Source organism: Faecalimonas sp. LCP19S3_D12 (assembly GCF_052121495.1).
Lineage (GTDB): Bacteria > Bacillota > Clostridia > Lachnospirales > Lachnospiraceae > Faecalimonas.
On sequence record NZ_JBQKED010000001.1, the window covers coordinates 97,970 to 121,752 of the forward strand.

The window sequence follows — 23,783 nt, forward strand, 5'->3', positions numbered from 1 at the left end:
AAAATATATTCAGAGTTATACTAGATTATAGAAAGAAAAGTTTTGGCAAACGTAACATTGGGACATCATCTTTCAAAATCAAGAGGAAAAAGGAGAAAGGAACATGAAGAAACGAAAACAACTCAAAAAATGCAGTGCAGTTCTACTTGCCATGTCGCTTATACTGTCAATGGCAGTCCCAAGAATTGCAAGCGCTGAAGAAACTTCAGCAAAACCGTCGGTTGAGCAGACCGATGATACTCAGACAGCACAGAAAGAAGGGGATAAAGGGGATTCCGTTCAGACCGTTGCTGACAACCAATATGACACTACAAAACCAGTAATTGAAAGAGTAGAATTTCCTCAAAACGGGCAGACTTTAAAAGTGGGGGATACGCTTAAATTTTATGTGTATGCCTACGATGCAGATAGTGGTATTAACTCAATATACGCTTATCTGAATTATCAAAAAGGTGGACAGTATGTATCCGGAAATTCTCTCACATGCACTTATGATGAGACTGAAAAGAGATATGAGTTGACTTGCACACTTTCAGAAAGAAATGTTGACTCAGCTGTTATCACTACTATTAAAGCTGTTGATAAAAATTCAAATTATGTAAACTGGGAATGTTGGGATTCTAGTGCTGGTACTCATAAATATGCTGTTAAAATTGAGCTTTCTGAATTTCCAACTGTATCCGTCAGAAATTTCACACTGGCTTCTAATCAGCAAACTGTAGAAGCGGGAACCCAACTTGCCTACTCATTTGAATTAGAGGGAGATACACTTCCAACAGATGAAAGCGGTATTACAGTTGAATTTAGAAATGACGCAAATCATCACACCTTTGGAACTACGGCAGATTTTGACAGCACCGACGGAAAGTACAAAGGACTCGTTTATGCCGATTATCCTGCCGGGAAATGGGAATTAAATGCGATTTATCAAAATGTTGACGGTGCAACATGGAATCTTCAAATGGAGAATATGAAAAACTTTTGGTTTGAAGTTCCAGAGTCTCAAAGCTCCATTCCACAGATCACTTCTATTTCATTAGAAAAAAATGGAGAAGTATTGAAAAAGGGAGAAAAAGTCACATTATCTGTCAAAGTAGAAAGCAAAGAAACAATGGGAGACTATGGTTCTGCTTATTTCAGACCTTCTGCTGATATTGACACATGGTCTCAATTTGTGTCATTAGAATATGATGCAAAAAGCAGTACATATACAGGAGTCTTTGAGGTCACAGAAGATACTTACCCATGTGAATGGTTTTTGTCGGATATCGATGTACGAAACAATTCAAACATGAAAGCAGATGCATCCAAAAAATATCCTGATTTGACTACAGACTATCCGTTCTATGTGAATGTGACAGATGGAACAACATTTGTAACCCCAACTTATAATGTAAATGTCAGATTTCATGCTTTTGGAAAAGATGGCACTTGGAATACTGTAAAAGAATTTTCAAAGGCAGATGTGGAACGAAGAACAACCTGGAAAGAAACCGGACTGACAGTACCTGAAATGCAAGACGGATATCAGGGATTAAAACAGATTGGATGGGTAGATCAAAACGGACAGGACTTTAACGAAAACACACCTATTATAAGCAATTCATATATAAGCTTATACGCCAAATATGAAAAAACTCCAGTAATTTTTTCTTATGAATATGTAAATGAAAATGGTGGATGGGAATACGATAGCAATCATATCATTCTATTTCCAAATGGAAGCACATATAAGGATGTAGAAGAGTATCTTGCAAAACAACCTGCCCCGGAGACAACTTATAAAGATTTACAGTTTGATCATTGGACAATTACAAATATTCCCGATGCGAATAAACCTCTTGCGGGAAATATTTATCTATCTGTTCAGGCTGTCTACAATAAAAATATTGTAAACGCATCGTACGGATACTTGAATCATGAAGGAATTTGGAACCATGCCCAAGATACGTTACTCTTTGACAAGGGAACAACTTATCAACAGGCTATCGAGCAGGCAGAGCAATATCAGATAAAAGACGGTCTGTCTGGAGTCCAATTTGAAGCATGGGAAACTACAAGTTATTTGCCGGACTTAGACACTCCTCTCGGTGAAGCAGGCGGAGTTTCTCTGAGATTCAGTGCTTCTTACACCGGAAAGGTTGTCATAAATCCTACAAAACTTTATTATGACACCAAAGGGCAACAACTCTGGTCAATTGAAAAAGCACTCGTCTTGGAGAAAGGCACAACCTACGAGACAGCGTACCAGACTTTACGCAATCAAGAACTCCCTTCTATGTATAAAGGACTTCGATTCAGTGGTTGGAACATTTCCGAAAAGTCAGGAGTAATTTCTACAAACTATGAAGAAGTTTACTTGAATGCAGAATATGAAAATTATATGGTTCGTTATGTCTTAGATGACATGTTTAAAAATCCTGGTTCGTACGGCGGTGGAGAACCTGACTTTGAATATATCTACTGTCAGCTTGCCGAAAAAGGTGAGACTGTAACAATACCAAGTTCTTTCGATGGCTATAAAAATATAACATGGGTTCAAAAACCTACAGAAGAAACTACTTTCAAGGTAGAGCACGATATGCACTTTTATGGATATGGTGACAAAGATGGTTCTGAGCCAGATAAACCAACTGATCCAGAAGAGCCAGAAGAGCCAGATAAGCCAACTAACCCGGAAGAGCCAGACAAACCGACTAACCCGGAAGAGCCAGTTGTTCCTGAACAGCCAACTAATCCACAGCTTCCTCAAGATGTGATTGACAATGTTGTAAACGATCTGAACAATGCTTCCGGTGGCGAAAGCATTACAATCTCTATGGATGGCGCCACGGTCGTTCCGAAAGATGTTTTAGAAGCCGTACAGGGCAAAGATGTTGAGATCAAGTTAGATATGGGTGGATATACTTGGACAATCAACGGAAAAGATATTCTTGCAGAAGATTTGAAAGACATCAATTTGGAAGTAAAACAAAATTCTAATGCCATTCCAAATAAAGTAATTCAATCTCTAGCAGGTGATAATCCGACTCAGCAGTTATCATTGACACACAATGGAGATTTTGGTTTCAAGGCAAGTCTGACAATCAACGTCGGAAGCCAATACCACGGACAGTACGGTAATTTGTTCTACTATGACAGTGACGGAAAGGTTGTATTTATCAATGCAGGAATGATTGATGAGAACGGAAATGTAACGTTGACATTCAGCCATGCATCCGATTACGTAATTGTTATGAACAAACAGAAAATGTCTGATAATGATGTGCCAAAGGATTTGCGTCAAAATACAAAACAAAATGCAGTAGCAACGGGCGACAGCAGCCATACCTCAATACCAGCCTTCACGGCTATATTCGCACTACTTGCATTCACTATAGTTTCAAAACGAAAAAAAGAAGTGAAATAACATATAACAAATGGGGACTATTTCGTAGAATAGTCCCCTAAATACTCAGCTATCTTGTTTCAGATAATTCGCAAACTTCGTATAGTTCGGAAGCCATGTCAAATTGACTGTTCCAATCGAACCATTTCTCTGTTTTGCAATAATAATCTCTGCTACATTTTTTAATTCTGTGTCTTTATTATAATAGTCATCACGGTAAATAAACATTACCACATCGGCATCCTGCTCGATTGCTCCTGATTCACGTAAGTCGGAAAGCATCGGTCTATGCTCCGGTCTTTGTTCTACCGCACGGCTTAACTGCGATAATGCAATCACCGGCACGTTCAGCTCTCTCGCCAGACCTTTTAACGATCTCGAAATATCTGAGATCTCCTGCTGTCTGGACTCGCTTCTTCCTCCCACACGCCCTGTCATCAACTGCAAATAGTCGATAATGATCAATTCCAAATTATGTTCCAGCTTGTACTTTCTGCATTTTGAACGCAGTTCCGAAATCGAAATCCCCGGTGTATCATCGATGATCAGATTCGACTTCCCGATGATTCCCGCACTTTCAATCAGCTTTTCCCAATCCGAATCCTTCAGGTTACCTGTACGAAGCGACTGAGAATCCACCTGAGACTCCAGAGAAAACAGGCGGTTTACCAACTGCTCTTTTGACATCTCCAGACTGAAAATGGCAGTCGTTTTATTCTCTTTAAACGCCACATTCTGCGCAATATTCAGCACAAATGCCGTCTTTCCCATAGACGGTCTTGCAGCCACAAGAATCAAATCCGAAGGCTGAAGTCCTGACATCTTATAATCCAAATCCAAAAATCCGGTCGGGATTCCGGTAACACTTCCATTTGTCTTTGATGCCTTTTCAATCTTTTCCAATGCACTTAGGACGACATCTTTAATCGGCACATAATCTCCGGTATTTCTTCTCTGAACAAGTTCAAACACCTTTTTCTCGGTTGTCTCAAGCACCGCCTCCAACGGCTCTTTACCTAAATAACAGATATTGGCAATCTCCTCATTGAGCTTAATCAAGCGGCGCAACATCGCTTTCTCCGAGACAATCTCCGCATAATATTTGACATTTGCAGATGTCTGTACTGCACTCAGCAAGTCTCTCGCAAATTCCAAACTACTAACCTCCGCCGGCACATCTTTTTCCCGGAGACGGTTCTGTAAAGTGATCAAATCAACCGGTTTTCCTTCATTGAACAATTCCACTATAGTCTCAAACAAAATTCCATATGCTGACTGATAGAAGTCCTCACCGCTGATGATCTCAGAAGACGTCAGTATTGCTTCCTTATCCATCAGCATCGCCCCAATGACTGCCTGCTCAGCCTCAATGCTGTGTGGGAGAACTCGTTTTATGAGTGCTTCTTCCATAGTCTGCCTCCTACGCTTCCTTCACGACCACTTTTAATTCTGCTGTTACTTTCGTGTGAAGTTTCACAGGTACATTATGTGTTCCAAGCGTCTTGATCGCTTCTTTTAACTGTATCTTTTTCTTATCAATATCATATCCCATCTGTTCTTTTACAGCAGCTGCGATTTCCTTTGTAGATACCGAACCAAATGTTCTGCCGCCCTCTCCTACTTTAATCGCAAGCTCCACTTTTCCTGCCTCAATCTTCTTTCCAAGTTCCTGAGCTTCTTCCAGCTGTTCCTGTGCGATTTTTTCATCATTTGCCTTTTTTAATTTCAGATCATTCAGATTTTTGTTGTTTGCTTCCAATCCTAATTTCTTAGGTAGAATAAAATTTCTTGCATATCCGTCATTTACATTTACAATCTGACCTTTTTTACCAAGTGCTTTTACATCCTCTAACAAAATTACTTTCATAACTAAATATCTCCTTCTTCTTTCATCTTATAGATTGTCTCTTTCAGCGTCTCGATTGCCTCTTCCATATTCGTATGTTGGAATTGGGCTCCCGCAGTGTTCATATGTCCTCCACCACCGACACGTTCCATAATAATCTGCACATTTACTTCATCAATCGCCCTTGCGCTTACATAAATCCTTCCATTATATTTTGTCAATACAAACGACGCCTTAATACCATCAATATTAAGCAACTCATTTGCCGCCTGTGCGCCAATAATCGTCGGACTATCTACTTCTGTATTCTCATATCTTGCAATTGCATACTCGTCACAGAACACTTCCGCACTGCTTACAATCTCTGCCTTTGCACGATAAGACTCCATATTATCCCGGAAAATCTTTCGCACATAAGTAATGTCTGCACCACATCTTCTCAAAAATGCAGCCGCCTCAAATGTTCGTACTCCTGTACGGCTCATGAAATTATTGGTATCAATCACAATTCCGGCATACATACTGTTTGCTTCTACATTCGTGATACGCACATCATCCGTAATATACTGTAGAACCTCTGCTACCATCTCGCACGAAGACGAAGCATAAGGTTCAATATAAGAAAGAACTGTATTTTCAATAATATTACTGCTCTGTCTATGATGGTCAAATACAACTATCGTCTTTGTCATCTTAAGCAACTCAGGACATTCTGTCATCTCTGGCTTGTTCGTATCAACAACAACTGCAACTGTACTGTCATTGATAACATCACTCACATCCTCTGATCGAATAAACATGTCGTCCGGATATGTAGGACTCTCGCAAAACGCCTGATACAGCGGGCGGACAGATGTCGTAATATCATTCAACACAATGTAAGCTTTCTTCTCCATCGTCAGCGCAGCACGGTAAATTCCAACCGCTGCCCCAAACGAATCCACATCCGCAATCTTATGTCCCATGACAATAACCTGATCCTTCGCCGTGATGAACTCTCGAAGTGCTTCCGCCTTTACTCTTGCTTTGACTCTCGTATTCTTTGACGTCTGCTCCCGCTTACCACCAAAATACGTAATTCCATTACTACTCTTTATAACTGCTTGGTCACCACCACGTGCAAGTGCCAAATCAATCGCTACACGTGCATAATTATAGCTCTGAGCATAAGTATCTGTTGCTATTCCTATGCCGATACTCAATGTAGCCGGCATTGTATTTCCAATATTTACACTTTTCGCCTCATCCAATACAGGGAATTTGTTCTTCTCCATCTCTTTATAATATGCCTTTTTAATTACGAAAAAGTATTTGTCCTTCTCCATCTTTTTAACAATTCCGTCATTAATAGACATATATTGATTAATCTTTCTGTCAATCAACGCGACAAGCAATGACTGACGTACCTCCTCAATGCTCTCCATAACTTCATCATAGTTATCGATATAAATCAATCCTGCAACCAGCTTTTGATCTTCATTGGAACGGATATACTCATTCAGTTCTGTTACATCATTCAATGTAACAGTCACAAAATATTCCCGCCCTTTTCTCATCTGCAAGATATTCTCCGCTTCCTGCAAATCTTTCACCGGTACTTTAGACATAACCGCACGGTAGTCTCTTCCATTATAACTTACTTCTTTTTCAATTGGCTTATCTTCGTCTTTCGGAAATACGCTTCGGTTCAATTCCTGAATATATTTGCTAAGATATGTTCCTGCTTTTGCCTCATTCCCAAATACTGCTGAAAAGCAAGTATTATTCCATATAATTTGTCCATCCTCTAAAAGAATCGCATACGGAAACTGTAAATCCTTTAACAACACATTCTGTACGGAACCATACTGAGCCGCGAAATCAACCAGATCTGAAAAAATAATCGTCTTATTATAAAAATATAACACTCCGACTATCACAATATACACTGCAACACACAAACTCATAATTATCCCTGCACGTTTGTCCACAGAATATATCCACAAATTCATTGCAATCAACAATATTGACATAATCGCCGGCCATTGCATATATAGCCTCAGCATTCCCTTTAAGTGTACGTCTTTTTTCATCTCTTTGCCCTCAAAATCCTAAAGTTTCAATTTGTATTATACCACCATTTTGCTTATAAGGAAAGTAAAAAAGCACGCACAAAGAGGGAGCACTATCGTGCTCCCTTTAACTACAGTCTATTCAGCTGTTTATCTAGTGTTTTTTCTTTTTCTTGCAAAGAATGCCGCTACGACTGCAAGAACTGCTGCTAACCCTGCAACTGTCCATGCAATTGGAGATGTTGTGTCGCCAGTCTTAACAACATTGTCTTTACCTGTCAATGGATTTTTTGGTGCCTTCGAAGAATCTTTCAATTCAGCATTCATCTTAGCTGTAATATCGATTAATTTTTCTAATGCACTGTCTACTTCTTTCTGTGTTGCATTTCCATCAGCTAAAACTGCTTTCGCTGTAGCAAGTGCTTCCTGATATGCTTTCCAGTTTGCTTTTGAATGATTTGCTTCTTTGTAGTAAGCAACGCATTCATCATAGAACTTCTGAAGTTTAGACTTATCTGCTTTTGTTGTCTCGTCAGTTACCTTCACAAGACCTGCATGTGCAGCTGTTAATCTTGCTACTGCCTGATTAATTTCACCCTGACTTGCATTTTCTTTTGCTGCAACTGCTTTTGCATTTTCCAATGCATCTGCAAATGTTTTCCAGCTCTCTGCTGTATAGTCTTTTGCATTCAATCCACTGTACTGTGCGATCAAATCATTTAATGCTGTTTTATCACCTGCTTCTGGTCTTTCTACTACTACCAAACCTTCAATTGCTTCTTCTAAATTCGCAATCGCAAGAAGCACATCATAATCTGTCGCAGCTTCATCAGCATCAACTTTCTCTGCCTCTTTAATCTTGTCTAATAATACTTTATATGTATTCGGAGTGTAGTCTTCTGCGCTTAAGTCTTTTGCTGCTTTAATCGCTTCTTTTAAGCCTGTTTTATCAACTTCAAATTCTACTTCCTGTTTTGCACCCATCAAACGAATTTCTGCTGCTGCCGAGAACTTGTTTGGAGTATCCCCTAATGTAGCTGTTGGTTTGATTTTAACGTTTGTTACATTCTCAACGTCTTCAAATGTAACTACCTGCCATCCGCTTCCGCCAAAGCTTGCGTCTGCTACTTTTACATATCCTTCCGCATCTGTTTCTTTCGCATTATTGGCTGCATCTGTTGTCTTCACCCATATTTGTGCTTCTTTGATTACACCATTCTTTGAAGATCTCTGCTGAAGTCTCACTCCACCTACTGTCGTTGGTTCAGCAGTTGCAATATCAATCCAATGGTTCTCAATAGGTGTTCCCGCCCATACAGTATGCCAGATTGTGTTCTCATCACCGTCCAATACATTGCTTGCAGGTCCTTCTGAGCCTGTCTGAGATTGTTCACTTCCTGCTGTAGCAGTCATACCTTCTGTTGAAATATCTCTTGAGGCATCTGTTGCATCAAGACCCTTTGAGTTATCCATTGTAACCATTGCAGCTTTTAATGCATAGTACGCTTTTTCGATATCTTCCGGTGTAGAGTTGTCTTTGTCAAGAGCAACGCGTGCCTTTGCAAGCTCTTTCTGGAAGTTATTCCATACTTCTGGTCTATAGTCTGCTTCGTTATATTTACCTTCTGCGTCTTTAAGTAATCCTTTCAAAGAATCTTCTGTTACATCTTCCTCCACTCTTTCGATTACAAGATTATCAAGAACAAGTTCTTTGTATCCGCCAAAGTTCTGTGCCGAACCTTGTGCTCCCTGAAGATCCGGTGCTTTGTCCGTAGAGTAAATACCAAACCATGTCTGTCCTGTAGAATCACCTGTAACCTGAGTTGTGAAGTGTCCATCTGCATCTGCTCCCATGTGTTTTGGAAGTTCTGTAAGCTGAACATTTCCGTTATATTCGCCGATTCCTACTGCTGCTGCATAGATTCCGTCACTACCTGCCTGATAGTCAAAACTTACATTGTATGTCACACCTGGTTCAAAACGGAAGTTCTGTGGAATTGTCTGGTATGCCAATGTAGATCTCTGTGTCAATCCGTTGATCTTCACTGACCAGTCACCGCCAAGAACATCATCCATCTTCTTCACATCCCAGCCTGCCTGTGTATAGTCACCATGTCTCTCAGAAAGGTGGATTCTGTTATCTTCTACACCTTCGATTCCAGAAACAACGAATGGATAAAGTCCCTGTACGCTCTTCTCGAAATCCTGCTCAAATTTTACAACCTGACCTTTATCGTTTGTTGTAATGTTCTTAGAATCATTTTCAACGATACGAATATCATCAAAGTAAGAAGATCCCTCTCCTGCCGCACGTGAAATTGTGAGTGTTACTTTTCCTGACTTCGGCGCTGTAAAAAATACATACATGTTCTGGAAATAGCTGTTTCCATCTACTGTGGAGCTGTTTGTATTATGTGTGTATGCTTTTACATAGTTCTTTGCAATGGAACGTGTTGTGTAATTAGATCCGAGCACTTTGTCTCCTGACTTGATTTCAACAGATGCCTTTGCATCACTTCTGTTATCCACACCTACTAAAACTGCATACTGTTTTCCAGCTTCTAAATCTGTCAGTTCTTGTGTCATAGAAATTTTTCCGTCCAATTTCATCATTGGATTACTGTGCTGACTCTTTGCAATCTCAGCTGTTCCTTCGCCCTCTTTTTTCCACATATTAAGGCTACCACTGTTGAATCCTGCATCTACGATGTGCATTCCTTCACTCCAGGTTACCTCAATGTTTCCTTCTTCACCTTTACATACTACATATGGAACTTCTGATTCTGCATCTAATGTAATCTTTCCGCCAACGACTTTTACAGTCTTCTCATCTGTCTTCCCAAGATCTGTCAGTTTGTATACTTTTACATCCTTCAGACCTGCCCAGCTATTCGGAAGTTCCCACTCAGTTGTTCCACCTTGTGTATTCCAGTGGTACAGTTTTTCATCTTCTGATTTTACTTTTTCTCCTGTCTGCGAATCCCAAATCCATGGTAACAGATAAGTCTCTGTTCCTTTCTTGTTGCCGTTACGGATATCATCGTCTGTTCTGTCACCTTGTGATACTGCACCTTTCGCAATCACTTTTCCATCCAAAGTCATTGTTCTGTCTCTATATGCCGCACTGCTTGGATCGTTTGATCCTCTCTCAAGAACTAATGTAGAACCATCTTTATCTTTCAATGTGATCTTCATCTCTGGTGTCCAGTTTGCTGCCCCGCCTACATTAACTGGTTTTCCGTCTACCCAGTCCACAGCTTCATAGTGCTGGATGAATTTTGTTGTCAAGTCATGTGTATAAAGGTTGGTAATATACGCATCATAGTCATTACGTCCCTGCCATCCTTCAAAGTCTTTCATATTATATCCGCCAAGAAGTGGAGCTACTGCCGCACCGCCATATGACGGATAATCTCCTACCCATGAATCTTTTTGGTGGTTACGCAAGAAACGCATCACATCACTGTTCTCACCTTTTGCGTCTTTTCCACCGTATGTAAGGTCTGTTGCCCAATGCTGGAATGTAGAGTCATATTCATTAGCTCCACCCCATTCGTTGGACATACGCCATCCATTGTCGTTAATCTCTTTTGACAACTTACGTGTCTGCTGAGAGTCATCATTCGGGCTACCTGTGTTATTTCCCCAGATATCTACATAGATGAAGTCAAGCATATCTTTTCCATCTCCACCAAGGATTTTGTGGAGTTCATCAAAACGAGCTTCTCTCTCACCTGTTGCAAGGTCGTAGATACTGTCAAGTCCGATTCCCTGATCGATCCAGTTCCATCCATAACGTAGACTTCCATCTTTATTACGACGAACATTGTCATCTTTAAATGCTTTTGCTTCCGGATACATCTCACCTGCATTGACATGGATACCAAATCTTGCGCCGTAATCAGCACCTTTTTCCATCAAAGTCTTCATGTCTTCTGGTCCACCGATTCTCTTACCAATGTCTGCATAATCAGGATGTGCAGAGTCATGTCCTTCATTTGCATATCCTTTCAACAACACAGACTGCCCAAGACCATCTGTGTGCATTGCCACACGTTTTACGTTATCCAATGTTGTTAAGAATGGATTCTGTGCATGAGAACCAAAGTTCATTGCGATACGATATGCAACTAATTCCGGAACTTCCTCACTCTTGAATGGATTATTCATAATATCACGGAATGCAATGGCACCATCCTGCCAGTCAATATCTTTATCTTCGTTGATATCACCTGTAATCGTAACTTTCATCTTTGGATTTTCTGTCTCTTCTAATACCCATGTACGGTTGTGAGAGTCTGTCATTACTCTGTGCCAATACCATGCAGAACTTCCAAGTCCCATAGATACATATCCATCTTTTTGTTCCGATGTAGACATAACTCTTGTATTGCTAGAACCACCTGAAGAACTTGCTCCAGCATTACGTCCTTCATACTCTGAGTTACTCCAAAGACCGGCACTCATCTCATCATTGGAAACAAACGCATACATATAATCTCTGTTACGAATTTCTGTGTCGGCTGTCACTTCCACATACTCATCACCGCTTACCTGTGTCTTTGTAGACATCGCAGTTCCCATCAAATTCGCATTTTCCTGTTTACTGTTTACAGATACAAGGCTGTGGTTTGGAATCTCGATTGTCTGAATCGGATGTCCTAATTTTCCTTCTGCTACTTCTTTTCCCGGAGCAGCTTCATCCAATTTGTTCTCAACTTTTGTGATCTCAAATGCAACTGTGTTATCTTTTGCAACTAACTCTGCTGTGATCACTGCGTCAATGTTCTTTGCTTCATCTTTTACAGTCATTACATAAGTTGCTTTTTTACCTTCAAATGTTGCTTTTACATCATCTTTAGAAAGTTTTACATCTGTTCCATTGATACGGATTGTATCAAGCTTGTAACTCTGACCTTCAAAAACTTTTCCTTTCAGGTCTCCCTTTTTCATCTGATACTTTACGACATTTGGGAAATCTTTTGCCACATAGACATCCATGTCATCTGTAGACAGTATTTCTGTTTCCTCCGTCTCTGCAATTTTCTCAATCTTGAGAGTTCCTACTTCCAACTCTTTATCTTTTACTGTTATGTTCTGCGTTTTTGTATAATATCCGCCTTTTTTCACACTCAGCTCGTATGTTCCAGCTGTCAGATTTAAAGAATAGCTACCATCTTTTCCTGTTTTTGCTGTCTGATCTCCCGCTGTGACCGTTGCTCCCTCTAAAGCTTTTCCATCTGCGTCTGTTACTTTTCCAGTTACAGCATATTTTGCAGCTTCTTTTTGTTCTGTATAGTGGATGTCTTTCAAAAATACATCTGACACTTTTTGAGAAAAGCTTCCACATTTGAACGCAATTTTATTCCCCAAATTAGCAATGCTTGCAAATTCTTCATTTGCAAAAGCCACCTTATCATTCACTTTCACAGTCACTTTTTTATCAGCTGTCCAATCAACACGTACTTTTACTTCTGCTTCCTTTGTTGGTGCTGATATTCTTTCACCCTTATACCACGGACTATTTGGTGAACCATACTTTTGCCAGAACCATCCGCCATTATCATAGCCAATGAATAGTCCTGTTGTGTCTGTATTATATCCAAGATAAATACCAAATCTGTCACTATTATTCTGATCAGTATTTTCATTATTCGATTTCATCGTAAATTCAAAATAACCCTCTTTCGTAAAATCGAATACGTTAGGATTCACAAACATTGCTGGTTTTGTTCCCGGATCGTTTCCATTCCCTTTTCCAGACTTTAAATGAAGCCATCCATCTTCTACTGCACAAACAGCATCTTCACCAACTTTGTTTTCCTGAGTCCACTTATCATTGATTCCATCTTCCAGCACTGTTGTCTCTTCTGCTTTTTCTGTCTTTTCTTCTGCAACTACAGCGTCTTCTGCTGATACAATCTGAAGATTCGACGGAAGCATTGTACCTGTCATAGATGCAACCATAGCCAGACTCAATAGTCTTAAGACCATTTTCTTCTTCATATTTTACCTCCTATTTTTCGATTAGTCGTTTTGACAACCAAATCTACTTACTTTCATTTCAGATTATACCAAATAACTAATTTTTATCAATATACTTTTTGCATTTGTGGTTTTTTGTACAAAAAAATATATCTATTGTGCAAATAAAATCCTTAGTTCTTTTACAAAATGCTATGTTCCTCCATCAATACATCAATAGATAACAGATACCTTCTTTCTACATTTCTTTTTTTGTATTTTCTATACAAAAAAACTGCTGCCCCGCAAATAATATTTGCGAAAGCAACAGTTTCTTTACTTAATAAATTACTCCTGAACGTATGGCATTAAAGCAATATGTCTTGCTCTCTTGATTGCTACTGTAAGAGCTCTCTGATGTTTTGCACAGTTTCCTGTGATTCTTCTTGGAAGAATTTTTCCTCTTTCAGAAACATATTTTCTTAATTTAGCCACATCTTTGTAATCGATTTCGTTATTTTCTTTTCCACAGAATACACAAACTTTTTTTCTTCTGCGTCCGCCTCTTCTCTTCATTGGAGAATCTGCTTTATTACCTTTATCGTAAGCCATTGTCAATACCTCCTATTTTACTCATCGAATACGACTGTTAAAATTTACTACACAATCAATATCGTCTAGCTGAATGGTAATTCCTCATCAATTCCGTCTGGAATATTCATGAATCCATCTCCAATGTCTGCACTTGGTGATGGACTAGGACTTGCCTGGTATCCACTGTTTGATGCGCTGGCTGCTTTGCTCTCTGCAAATTCCTGTTCCTCAACAACAACATCTGTTGTGTAAACTCTCACGCCGTCTTTGTTCGTATAGCTTCCCGTCTGAATACGACCGGTTACCGCAATCTTTACTCCCTGACGCAAATACTTCTCTGCAAATTCTGCCGCTCTTCCGAAAGATACACAGTTGATAAAATCTGCTGTTGCATCTCCATCGCGTTTAAAACGGCGGTCAACTGCCAATGTATATCTGGCAACTGCATTTGCACTCTCGCCCTGCGAATATCTAACTTCTGGATCTCTTGTTAAACGTCCCATTAAAATTACTTTATTCATACGATTTCCTCTCTTCTCTTATGCTTCCTGTCTAACGCATAAATATCTGAGTACATTATCCATGATACGAAGTCTTGCTTCCATCTCAGCTGGAACTGTAGCATCAGATTCGAAGTGGATGAAGTAGTAATATCCTTCTTTCATCTTCTGAATTTCGTAAGCTAATCTTTTCTTACCCCATTCATCAACGTCAGTTACGTTACCACCGAAACGAGCGATTAATTCTTTCACTTTTTCGATTGTAGCTGTTCTAGCGTCGTCTTCGATTTTTGCATTGACAACAACTGCTAATTCATATTTGTTCATGTCACTTGCACCTCCTTATGGTCTCTGGCTCCTGAATGTCTCAGGAACAAGGAATAAAATAATATATCACAATTTGGCATTTTACCACATTTTCAAGCTCGGCGCAAGCACTTTATTATTTTTTCTTTAATTCTCTTGTATTCTTTTCTACAAGCTTTCTCGCAATCATGATCTGATGTCCGCATCCTGTACATTTGAGACGAAAATCAGCACCGACTCTTAATATCTCCCACTCAAAGCTTCCACATGGATGCTTTTTTTTCAGCCTCACAACATCGCCAACTTCATACATATCAGCCATATTCTGCCCCTTCCTATTTTACTGCTTCTTCTTTGAGCATCACTCCATGTACCAAAAAACGTTCATCATCTCTGACATTAGTACACGTTGACAGACTTACAATCTTAGACGCTGTCGTCACTTCAGCACTTGTCGGATATGCCGACTGCTGCTTTATGTAATCGATATAAGTCTGAAACGCCGCATCGTCTGAATATTCCATAATATAGCTGTCGGAAGTATCTTTTACTACGCCTGCTGAAAAAATCTCATATGTTCTTACTTTTCCGTCCGGTGTATAGATGTAAAAATATGGATGTTCTTTGTAAAAACTGTCATCTTTATATTTCAACAACTGCGCAAACATGGATCCATTCTTCATGTTATGTCCATAAATGAATGTATTTCTTCCCGAAAAATCTCCCGGATTATTCACATCCACAAACAGTGTTCCCAATTTATTTGTGTTAGCTTCAAATGTTCTTTTTAAGTATTCTTCATTATCTCTTCCCTGAACAACCGGATAATTGATCTCCGACGGTTCGTCAAACCGAATCCATCCCACCACATCAGAGTTCATTTCCAATAATTTTTCAAAATCAACGGAAAATGTCTCTTCTTTCGTGTCATCCTTCTTGTCTGTATTGATGACCAAATCCTGAATCTTTTGGTATTCTTTGTCCCCTTTATTGTACTCCGAAAAAATACCATATAATTTGTACGCCGAAACCGCAAATACTACAATTGCAATTACAAGGATGATATTCGAAACAATATTGCTTCCACCCTTTTTCTTCTTTCTTCCCCGATGATGTTTCTTTCTGTTTTCTTCCGCCATCTCTTTTTACTCCTTCTTGTTTAATGTACAAAAAGGTGAATGCAATACATTCACCCCTTTCACTCTTCTGTTTTAGCTCACTTTCAACTTGAACTTTTGAATCTCTTTTTCGCTGGACACTCGTTCTATCATTCCGCCAAGACTTCTAAGCTTTTCTTCAAACCTCTCATATCCTCTCTGAATGTAAACAATATCATCCACAATCGTAATTCCATCTGCCGCAAGTCCTGCGATGCAAAGCGCTGCACCTGCACGTAAATCCGGAGCACTTACTCTTGCTCCCGAAAATCTCTCAACACCTTCAATCGTTGCAGAATTTCCTTCAATCTTAGCTATCGCTCCCATACGAGCCAATTCATCTAAATATTTAAAACGATTTTCAAAAATACTCTCTGCAATAATACTTGTTCCCTCACAAAGTGCAAGCGTCACACCAATCTGTGGCTGCATATCTGTTGGGAATCCAGGATATGGAAGTGTCTTTACCTGTGTATGCTTCAAACGTGTCTTTGCAACTACACGCACTGCATCATCAAACTCCTCCACTTCGCATCCAATCTCTTCAAGCTTCGCAATCGTCGCTTCTAAATGCTTTGGAATTACATTCAAAACAGTCACATCACCTTTTGTCACTGCTGCCGCAAACATAAATGTTCCTGCCTCAATCTGGTCTGGAATAATCGAATATTCTGTCTTATGAAGCTTTTCCACACCTTTAATCTTGATGACATCTGTTCCAGCGCCTTTAATATTGGCTCCCATACTATTCAGGAAGTTCGCAACATCCACTACATGTGGTTCTTTCGCAACGTTCTCAAGAATCGTAATACCATCCGCCATCGCAGCAGCCATCATCACGTTGATTGTAGCTCCAACACTCACAACATCAAAATAAAGATGCGTTCCCTCTAGCTTCTCAGCCTCGGCAATAATCTTTCCATACTCAATTTCCACTCCGGCTCCCAAGGCTCTGAATCCTTTTAAATGCTGATCAATTGGTCTGCTTCCAATATTACATCCCCCCGGAAGTGCAACTTCCGCTCTTCTATATTTGCCAAGTAGCGCCCCTAACAAATAGTAAGATGCTCTAATCTTCTTAATATAATCATACTCAATACTGAAATCCTGCACACCTGCTCCATTAATCCGTACTGTGTGGCGGCCTACTCGCTGAATAGTGGCTCCTATCCCTGCCATCGCTTCCAACAATACATTAATATCATTGACATCCGGTAAATTTTCTATCGTAACAGTCTCATCTGTCATAATTGCTGCCGCCAAAATAGCTAATGCTGCATTCTTTGCTCCGCCTATCTCTACTTCCCCTACTAACGGATTTCCACCCTTAATAATATACTGTTCCATTTCACACCTCAATTATCAGATTTCCATTCGATACTGAATCTTTTTCAGTCATATTTCTCCCAATATTATTTATACTTCTTTGCTATTATAACACAAAATGTATTTTTGTAAAATTATTTTTCCAAATTATAAACCGAAATAGGAGGTCTGTGCCTCCTATTCTTCAAATAACTCCAATACATTTCCTATTGTCTCTTCAATTGTTAGTCCATCCTCGCAAATCGTACAATCCGCATACTTTTCAAATAATCGAACCCTTTCTTCGTATAAATCTTTTAAAGTCTGCCCTTCTTTTAAGACAACTCCACGGCTTTTCGCATTTTGGATTCTTCTGTCTATTGTCTCATAGGATGCCTTTAAATATACAACTGTTCCTATTTTTTTGTAATGTTCCATTGCTTCTTCACAATACACAACACTGCCTCCTGGTGCAATCACCGCTTTTTCCACATCCAAGTCCCGATTGACCTGATTCTCTATTGCAAGAAATCCGTCATTTCCCTCTTGTGCAATGATCTCTTTAAGCAATCGGTTCTCCTGTTTCTGTATCAACAGGTCTGTATCCACAAACTCATATCCAAGCCGTTTGGCAACCACAACACCTACCGTACTTTTCCCCACAGCAGGCATTCCAATCAAAACAATATTTTTCATATGTATTTCTCCATTCCATCATTCTATCAAAAATAAAAATTTCTTCGGCATTTTCTATGGTCACATCTTCGTCTGAATAACTCCTGATACACCATAATCTGAATCATATCTCCTAACCAGTCCTCTTTCCGGCTTCTTCTGCTCCCCATACGTTCCTGTGCTTCCATCTGCATTACTTCCGGCTCTATCCCGTCCAGCTCTTTCACTCTATCGTAAATCCTTCTGCACATCATCCGCATCTGCAGCTGATCCGGATATTCATCATAGACAACGCTGCCTTCATATGCCATCCTGTCACACTCATCTTCCACATAAGGTAGCAACTTCTTTGCCGTCTCCGGATACATACTTTTCATATACTCAAAATCACGCTGTTCTATTCTCTCATCATCATATTGTAAGGGCATTGGATATGCCATATAATACGGTAATCGATAATCCACAGACCTACACTTCCATTTCTATATACAATCTAGTATATAGTATGTCAAAATATTTGATATGTGCTACTCTTTGAGTGGGATTCCTCTTCCATCCGTATTGATACTTCCTGTCAAAATGAGGATTCCCTCTATAAATCCCCATATCCCTGAGATGATACTTCCGATTCCACAAGTCGCCACTGTCAGAACGAGTTGAATGACCGCTTTTGTTGTATATCCCAGATAAAAATTATGCACACCTAATGATCCAAGAAAAATCCCCAGCAACCCTCCTGCCAGTTTTGATTTCTGTTCCACCATAGGTCTTTGATGCATCAGACTCGCGCCGCACATCGTACAATATGTCATACCGACATTGGTAGCATTTCCACAATTAGGGCAATGGTTATCCCCAGTCCCATTCGAAAATCCACAGTTTATACACACTGCCGCATTCGGATCAATCGGTTTTCCACAATTTCTGCAAAACATATTCTCTTCCTCCTTATACTCTACAATTCTATCTTTTGTTTTTTTACTGTAATTTTACAATTTTTCTTATAAAAAGCAATGCCATAGCATAATACTTCGCGGTATCCATCGCGCAAAAATTCAATACACTCCAGGGATTATATACTTCCGTCCGTCCAAATACATATCCATCATACCATTTTTTCACTACATCTGCAAAATCACTTCTATCATAAAACGCAAGCATCTCATCTACTTCTTTTTGTGTAAAACCAAAATGCTCTGAATACATTGGATTGGTAATGGAGATAATCTTCAGATTGTTCAATCCTGTAAAAATACTCTCTTTCGAGATTCGAAGACAGCCTGTGATCACAGCAAACTCCAAGCTGTCATTCGTCTTCAGTGCAGACTCGAAAAGAGATCTGATCAGCGGAATCATCTTCTCATAAAAGCATCCAAAATAAGAGTTCTCCAGTGGGACATCATACTCATCGATCAGGATAATTACTTTTTCTCTATAACTTTTCGCCAGACAAGTTGATAGAAAACGCAATGCATCCAGATAATCTGCATCTGTTCCCTTAACATCACGTATTGCAAGAAAGCGTTCTTTTTCTTCTTCCGTCAATTTTCCAATTTTCAAAAGTTCTTTTATCAACAACGTTTTGTCTACATAATAATACCCCTCTTGTATCATTTCCTTAAAATTATCCACTCCGATTGGAAACGGTTTAAATCCCACTTTCTCACTTCCCTTCCGCATTGCTATTTATTAACATTATAGCTTGTTATGTGCTCTTTTAGCAAGGTAATTTCTCTCTTTTCTCATTACTTAACTCATCAATCCAATACTCGAGATCAACTCCATGAAAAAATGCTGCTAGAAACATTCTAACAGCATAAAATCTTTTACGTCATATGGTATTCTTTTTCTTTGAAATACATTCTCGCTTCGTAAGGACGATAATTACTCGTTGTACAAACCTCTTTATAATTCCCTATAAGCAAGCTCATATCCTTACATATATTACCCAAAGGATTCTTTATTTCCTTTCCATAAAAATTGCAGATAACAAGTAGCTTAGAATTTTCATTTTCCCTGCAATAGGCAAATAAATTGTCATCTTCCTCCAATAACATTTTAAAGCACCCATCTATAAATACTCTATATTTCTTTCTTAAATTTATCAGCTCCCTATAACATGAAAAAATCGAATCTTGATCTCTCACTTGGGATTCTGCATTAATGTCTATATAATTCGGATTTACTTTTATCCACGGTGTTGCATCTGTAAATCCAGCATTTTGCAAGACATTCCACTGCATAGGTGTACGTGCATTGTCACGCCCTTTTACATAAATCGAATTCATTACTGCCCGCTTATCATATCCTCGCTCTATACGTTCTTTGTATAAATTTAAAGTTTCAATGTCTCGATAATCGTTTATCTCATATTTCACATTTGTCATCCCAAGTTCTTCCCCTTGGTAGATGTATGGTGTTCCCTGCATACCATGTAAAAGAATTGCAAACATCTTTGCTGACTCTACCCTGTACTTCTCATCATCTCCCCAGCGCGATACAATTCGCGGCAAATCATGATTATTCCAAAACAAACTATTCCATCCACATCCATATAACTCTGTCTGCCACCGTTTCACTACATTTTTTAAACTTTTAAGGGACAGTGGTTTTAAATCCCACTTTTCTTTCCCCTCCTGCTGATCTAGACCTATATGTTCAAATTGAAATACCATCGAAAATTCACCTCCATTTGGATTGCTGTATAATTTTGCACTTTCAGGTGTCGCCCCCCACGCTTCGCCCACTGTAATCAAATCCGTATTTTGAAAGAGCTCCCGACTCATCTCTTTGATGTAATCGTGGAGTTTCGATCCATTATTTGTAATTTTTTTATCCGGTTCTTTTGCTATCTGATCAATTACATCAAGCCTAAAGCCACCGACACCTTTTTCGATCCACCAGCGAATCATCTGATATATTTCACTGCGTACTTCCGGATTATCCCAGTTCAAATCAGGCTGCTTCACAGAAAACTGATGAAAATAGTATTGTCCTAACTCCGGCACCCATTCCCATGCAGATCCTCCAAAAGTCGCCTTCATATCATTAGGTGGAGTCCCTTCTTTTCCATCCCTCCAAACATAATAATCATGATATGGATTTTGTTTACTTCGTTTTGCTTCTTGGAACCACTTATGTTCATCAGAAGTATGATTCAATACCAAATCCATAATAATACGTATATTGTATTCCGCGGCTTCTTTTATCAAGCACTTCATATCTTCTATATTGCCAAACACAGGGTCAATATCCTGATAATCTGATATATCATATCCATTATCATCTTGTGGGGATTTATACACCGGTGACAACCATATGGCATCAATTCCTAATTCTTTAAGATAATCTAGTCTTTGGACAATCCCCTGTAAGTCACCTATCCCATCGTGATTGCTGTCTTGAAAACTTCTAGGATAAATCTGGTATATAACCGCATTTTTCCACCATTTTTCTTTTTCCATATTCCACTACTCTCCTTTGCTATAGCTTCAAATAAACTACTGTCCATACTAGAAGTTCCGGAACGCAGAAAGTAACAAATTTCCCTTTCTCATTGAATTCATATTCAAATTCAAGTTCCGCACTTTGTAATGTTTCCGCATCAGGACTTGCCATATATACTCCTTGAATGTCATGATCTGCACTTATCGTAAACACTATATTTTTTTGTTTTTGGGGTTTATTTTTACCTTTGTTCCAGTAATCTTCTCCATTTCCACATAGATTCACCATATATAAGCATTTGTAATTTGCATTCTCTCGAATTGTTATCCAGACTTTCCCTGGTTCTCCCCACATACTATACTCAGTGCCTTTACACTGATATTCATAATTATCCCATCCAATATGTGTCATTGATACATCCTGAAGAGTGCTATCATAAAACAATTCCAAATAACGAATCATAAAGTCATAATATTTTCGCATTATTCTGCCGGTTTCCGGCGACATAATACTATAATCCCCATAGTACCCTTGTGTCAGAACAGCCTGATTTTCTCCCAATAACAAATGATACGCGCCGTTTGACACAATAGCTGCCGTAAGAATATATGCCGCATATGCTGCCGGCAGCTGTTCTTCCAGTCTAAATGGCGCAAGATATGCTGCCAATATTACAGGTTTTTTATTTTCACACAAATTTTTTGCATTTTCTATCAACTGCTTTATGTGAAAATATCGCTCATAAGGCTGCCACACTTCAAGATATACTGCATCCACCTGACTGACCGCAGTTTTCGAAACTGGCCAGTTGCCGACGTTATTAAATATAAGATAAGGATCTTTTCCTTGACTTTCTAAAGTATTGCGTGTCTGATCAACCAAGCTGACAAATTCTTCTTCAAGCTTTACTAGACAAGGTTGTGATTCTAAATGCGAAAAAGCTGTTTTAGGAAATCCATATGTATCCATATGAATACCAGAAAAACCTACGTACTCCATAGCCTTTTGGTATTGTCCAATCAAATGTGTTCTCCAAGGAGATTTTCTCTTTATGTTCATAATATAAAAAATATCAATAAATCGAAATGGTTCTTGATTGGCATTATAAAACGCCCAATTTTTGTGAGACTCAAAAAACTCTTTTGAAGCGGCATATATCGCACCATATCCAATTGTTTTCATTCCATAGCTCTCTGCCTGCTTTATTTTTTCCTTTACAGTAATCATATCAATATTTTTTCCCATCATATCCTGATACCGTTCCTGTAAAGTTACCAACTTATCATGCCTATACGACCAGTCATAAAATTGTACCATGTTGATATGGTATTTTCTTAATTGCTCTATAGCACCATTGTTTTTGTCCTTTGTTTGGAAATCACTGACAAAACCGTATCTCAAAGATCTTCTTGGATTGTCTGTCACATCAAAAGCCGTCTCTAAAACCTGCCGATTTCCATTCGACTCTAAAATCAATTGCACACCATATCCTGCAAATTGATTTTCAAATCTTCCCACCTCAATATCGTTTATTTCCCGCAAATTTTCAATTTTTTTACTCCAAATACAGCTTTCAACGGAAAATACATACACAATCCCAAAATCGTACTCTTCCTCTAATTCCAATCGCAAAACTACGCTTTCTCCGCACAAATATTGTGCTTTTACCGGATACAAATCCATTTGGATACCCTCCCTTCACAATCACTCTCTATCCTTTTAATGCTCCATCTGTCAAACCTCTCATCAGATTTTTCTGAAAAATTAAAAATACAACTACTACAGGTATAATTGCAATTACTGCTGTAGCTGCAAGCAAATTCCATTTTGCTCCTGCAAATTGTTGAAAATATACTGATAACGCTTGCGGAACATTATGTTTTGAACTATCTTGCAGGAAAAATACCGCCTGTGCATAATTGTTCCAGATTCCAAATCCATTTAATATAACCACTGCCGATATAGATGGTTTTAATAATGGTAAAATGATTTTTCCAAAAGTCTGAAAGCGGCTGCACCCATCAATAATTGCCGCTTCTTCTATTTCAATAGGAATTGATTTGACAAATCCGGTAAATATAAACACAGCCTGCGGAATTGCCTGAACTGCACAGACACATCCCATTCCCCATAATGTATTTATTGCGTTTAATCGAATCATTAAGCTATAAAGAGGAACCGTATTAATAATTCCCGGCACCATCATACAACACAATAAAATTACGTATACTGTCCGATTAAATCTGTTTGCAAATCTTGCAATTGTATATCCAGCCATTGTTCCCAACAAAACAATCAGCAAAATTGCAATAATCGTAATGACTCCAGAGTTGATCATTGCCCGCCCTATATGCGACTGATTCCAGCCTTCTGCAAAATTCTGAAAATAAAAATCAGGCATGAACATATTTCCCTCATAGAAATTTCTCTGCGGCGTATTCAATGCCAAAATCAGCAATATAGCAAACGGAAGCAGACAAAACAGACAGATTAATATAATAGCAAAATAACGGATCCCTAATATTGCTTTTTTCATCACTTCTCCTCCTC

17 protein-coding genes and 1 pseudogene are annotated in these 23,783 nt (G+C 39.0%); 1 reads left to right on the forward strand and 17 read right to left on the reverse strand.

What is annotated here, in order from left to right:
- Nucleotides 1-103: 103 nt before the first annotated feature.
- The gene (locus ACTQXY_RS00395) at nt 104-3,409 is read left to right on the forward strand and encodes a hypothetical protein (RefSeq protein ID WP_441657807.1); all 3,306 of its coding nucleotides are present in this window, start codon (nt 104-106) and stop codon (nt 3,407-3,409) included.
- 45 nt (nt 3,410-3,454) lie between these two features.
- On the opposite strand, the gene dnaB is transcribed toward ACTQXY_RS00395, so the two are convergent.
- The 17 genes and pseudogenes from dnaB to ACTQXY_RS00480 all read right to left on the reverse strand — a co-directional run bounded on the left by dnaB (nt 3,455) and on the right by ACTQXY_RS00480 (nt 23,769).
- Nucleotides 3,455-4,798, reverse strand: coding sequence for a replicative DNA helicase (dnaB, locus tag ACTQXY_RS00400; RefSeq protein WP_441657808.1), 1,344 nt, complete (start codon nt 4,796-4,798; stop codon nt 3,455-3,457).
- 10 nt (nt 4,799-4,808) lie between these two features.
- Entirely contained in the window at nt 4,809-5,255 is a 447-nt protein-coding gene (rplI, locus tag ACTQXY_RS00405; RefSeq protein WP_022250258.1) for a 50S ribosomal protein L9, read from the reverse strand.
- Nucleotides 5,256-5,257: 2 nt separating this feature from the next.
- A complete protein-coding gene (locus tag ACTQXY_RS00410) occupies nt 5,258-7,306 on the reverse strand; it encodes a GGDEF domain-containing protein (protein WP_441657809.1) in 2,049 nt (682 codons plus the stop codon).
- 129 nt (nt 7,307-7,435) lie between these two features.
- The gene (locus ACTQXY_RS00415) at nt 7,436-13,291 is read right to left on the reverse strand and encodes an endo-alpha-N-acetylgalactosaminidase family protein (protein ID WP_441657810.1); all 5,856 of its coding nucleotides are present in this window, start codon (nt 13,289-13,291) and stop codon (nt 7,436-7,438) included.
- Between the two features lie 306 nt (nt 13,292-13,597).
- Nucleotides 13,598-13,861, reverse strand: a complete 264-nt coding sequence (gene rpsR, locus ACTQXY_RS00420) for a 30S ribosomal protein S18 (RefSeq protein WP_004612982.1) — start codon at nt 13,859-13,861, stop codon at nt 13,598-13,600.
- Nucleotides 13,862-13,926: 65 nt separating this feature from the next.
- Complete coding sequence (locus ACTQXY_RS00425) at nt 13,927-14,364, reverse strand: single-stranded DNA-binding protein (RefSeq protein WP_004612983.1); 438 nt, start codon at nt 14,362-14,364, stop codon at nt 13,927-13,929.
- Nucleotides 14,365-14,382: 18 nt separating this feature from the next.
- Nucleotides 14,383-14,670 (reverse strand): 30S ribosomal protein S6, encoded by a 288-nt coding sequence (gene rpsF, locus ACTQXY_RS00430; protein WP_004612984.1) that lies wholly within the window; start codon nt 14,668-14,670, stop codon nt 14,383-14,385.
- Between the two features lie 115 nt (nt 14,671-14,785).
- On the reverse strand, nt 14,786-14,971 hold the full coding sequence (locus tag ACTQXY_RS00435) for a DUF951 family protein (protein WP_441657811.1): 186 nt from the start codon (nt 14,969-14,971) through the stop codon (nt 14,786-14,788).
- A gap of 13 nt (nt 14,972-14,984) precedes the next feature.
- Nucleotides 14,985-15,788, reverse strand: a complete 804-nt coding sequence (gene srtB, locus ACTQXY_RS00440) for a class B sortase (protein WP_441657812.1) — start codon at nt 15,786-15,788, stop codon at nt 14,985-14,987.
- 72 nt (nt 15,789-15,860) lie between these two features.
- Complete coding sequence (locus ACTQXY_RS00445) at nt 15,861-17,153, reverse strand: UDP-N-acetylglucosamine 1-carboxyvinyltransferase (RefSeq protein ID WP_441657813.1); 1,293 nt, start codon at nt 17,151-17,153, stop codon at nt 15,861-15,863.
- 156 nt (nt 17,154-17,309) lie between these two features.
- Nucleotides 17,310-17,807, reverse strand: a complete 498-nt coding sequence (locus ACTQXY_RS00450) for a shikimate kinase (RefSeq protein ID WP_441657814.1) — start codon at nt 17,805-17,807, stop codon at nt 17,310-17,312.
- Between the two features lie 26 nt (nt 17,808-17,833).
- The gene (locus tag ACTQXY_RS00455) at nt 17,834-18,250 is read right to left on the reverse strand and encodes a hypothetical protein (protein ID WP_441657815.1); all 417 of its coding nucleotides are present in this window, start codon (nt 18,248-18,250) and stop codon (nt 17,834-17,836) included.
- 63 nt (nt 18,251-18,313) lie between these two features.
- The gene (locus ACTQXY_RS00460) at nt 18,314-18,721 is read right to left on the reverse strand and encodes an NINE protein (RefSeq protein ID WP_441657816.1); all 408 of its coding nucleotides are present in this window, start codon (nt 18,719-18,721) and stop codon (nt 18,314-18,316) included.
- Nucleotides 18,722-18,836: 115 nt separating this feature from the next.
- A pseudogene (locus ACTQXY_RS00465) lies at nt 18,837-19,466 on the reverse strand (AAA family ATPase); the annotation flags it as partial.
- Between the two features lie 146 nt (nt 19,467-19,612).
- Nucleotides 19,613-21,250: an alpha,alpha-phosphotrehalase gene (locus tag ACTQXY_RS00470; protein ID WP_441657817.1), complete on the reverse strand. Its 1,638-nt coding sequence runs from the start codon at nt 21,248-21,250 to the stop codon at nt 19,613-19,615.
- Between the two features lie 19 nt (nt 21,251-21,269).
- A complete protein-coding gene (locus ACTQXY_RS00475; protein ID WP_441657818.1) occupies nt 21,270-22,916 on the reverse strand; it encodes a glycoside hydrolase family 66 protein in 1,647 nt (548 codons plus the stop codon).
- Between the two features lie 28 nt (nt 22,917-22,944).
- Nucleotides 22,945-23,769 carry an ABC transporter permease subunit gene (locus ACTQXY_RS00480; RefSeq protein WP_441657819.1) on the reverse strand — a complete coding sequence of 275 codons (825 nt, stop codon included), beginning with the start codon at nt 23,767-23,769 and terminating at the stop codon, nt 22,945-22,947.
- Nucleotides 23,770-23,783: the final 14 nt, after the last annotated feature.

Excerpts from the sequence above, each read along its gene's own strand:
- rpsR (WP_004612982.1), bottom strand. The coding sequence starts at position 13,861 with ATGGCTTACGATAAAGGTAATAAAGCAGATTCTCCAATGAAGAGAAGA.
- rpsF (WP_004612984.1), bottom strand. The coding sequence starts at position 14,670 with ATGAACAAATATGAATTAGCAGTTGTTGTCAATGCAAAAATCGAAGAC.
- ACTQXY_RS00450 (WP_441657814.1), bottom strand. The coding sequence starts at position 17,807 with ATGAAAAATATTGTTTTGATTGGAATGCCTGCTGTGGGGAAAAGTACG.
- ACTQXY_RS00395 (WP_441657807.1), top strand. The coding sequence starts at position 104 with ATGAAGAAACGAAAACAACTCAAAAAATGCAGTGCAGTTCTACTTGCC.
- ACTQXY_RS00475 (WP_441657818.1), bottom strand. The coding sequence starts at position 22,916 with ATGGATTTGTATCCGGTAAAAGCACAATATTTGTGCGGAGAAAGCGTA.
- ACTQXY_RS00425 (WP_004612983.1), bottom strand. The coding sequence starts at position 14,364 with ATGAATAAAGTAATTTTAATGGGACGTTTAACAAGAGATCCAGAAGTT.
- ACTQXY_RS00435 (WP_441657811.1), bottom strand. The coding sequence starts at position 14,971 with ATGGCTGATATGTATGAAGTTGGCGATGTTGTGAGGCTGAAAAAAAAG.
- ACTQXY_RS00445 (WP_441657813.1), bottom strand. The coding sequence starts at position 17,153 with ATGGAACAGTATATTATTAAGGGTGGAAATCCGTTAGTAGGGGAAGTA.
- ACTQXY_RS00480 (WP_441657819.1), bottom strand. The coding sequence starts at position 23,769 with ATGAAAAAAGCAATATTAGGGATCCGTTATTTTGCTATTATATTAATC.
- ACTQXY_RS00410 (WP_441657809.1), bottom strand. The coding sequence starts at position 7,306 with ATGAAAAAAGACGTACACTTAAAGGGAATGCTGAGGCTATATATGCAA.
- rplI (WP_022250258.1), bottom strand. The coding sequence starts at position 5,255 with ATGAAAGTAATTTTGTTAGAGGATGTAAAAGCACTTGGTAAAAAAGGT.
- ACTQXY_RS00460 (WP_441657816.1), bottom strand. The coding sequence starts at position 18,721 with ATGTTTTGCAGAAATTGTGGAAAACCGATTGATCCGAATGCGGCAGTG.
- dnaB (WP_441657808.1), bottom strand. The coding sequence starts at position 4,798 with ATGGAAGAAGCACTCATAAAACGAGTTCTCCCACACAGCATTGAGGCT.
- ACTQXY_RS00415 (WP_441657810.1), bottom strand. The coding sequence starts at position 13,291 with ATGAAGAAGAAAATGGTCTTAAGACTATTGAGTCTGGCTATGGTTGCA.
- srtB (WP_441657812.1), bottom strand. The coding sequence starts at position 15,788 with ATGGCGGAAGAAAACAGAAAGAAACATCATCGGGGAAGAAAGAAGAAA.
- ACTQXY_RS00470 (WP_441657817.1), bottom strand. The coding sequence starts at position 21,250 with ATGGAAAAAGAAAAATGGTGGAAAAATGCGGTTATATACCAGATTTAT.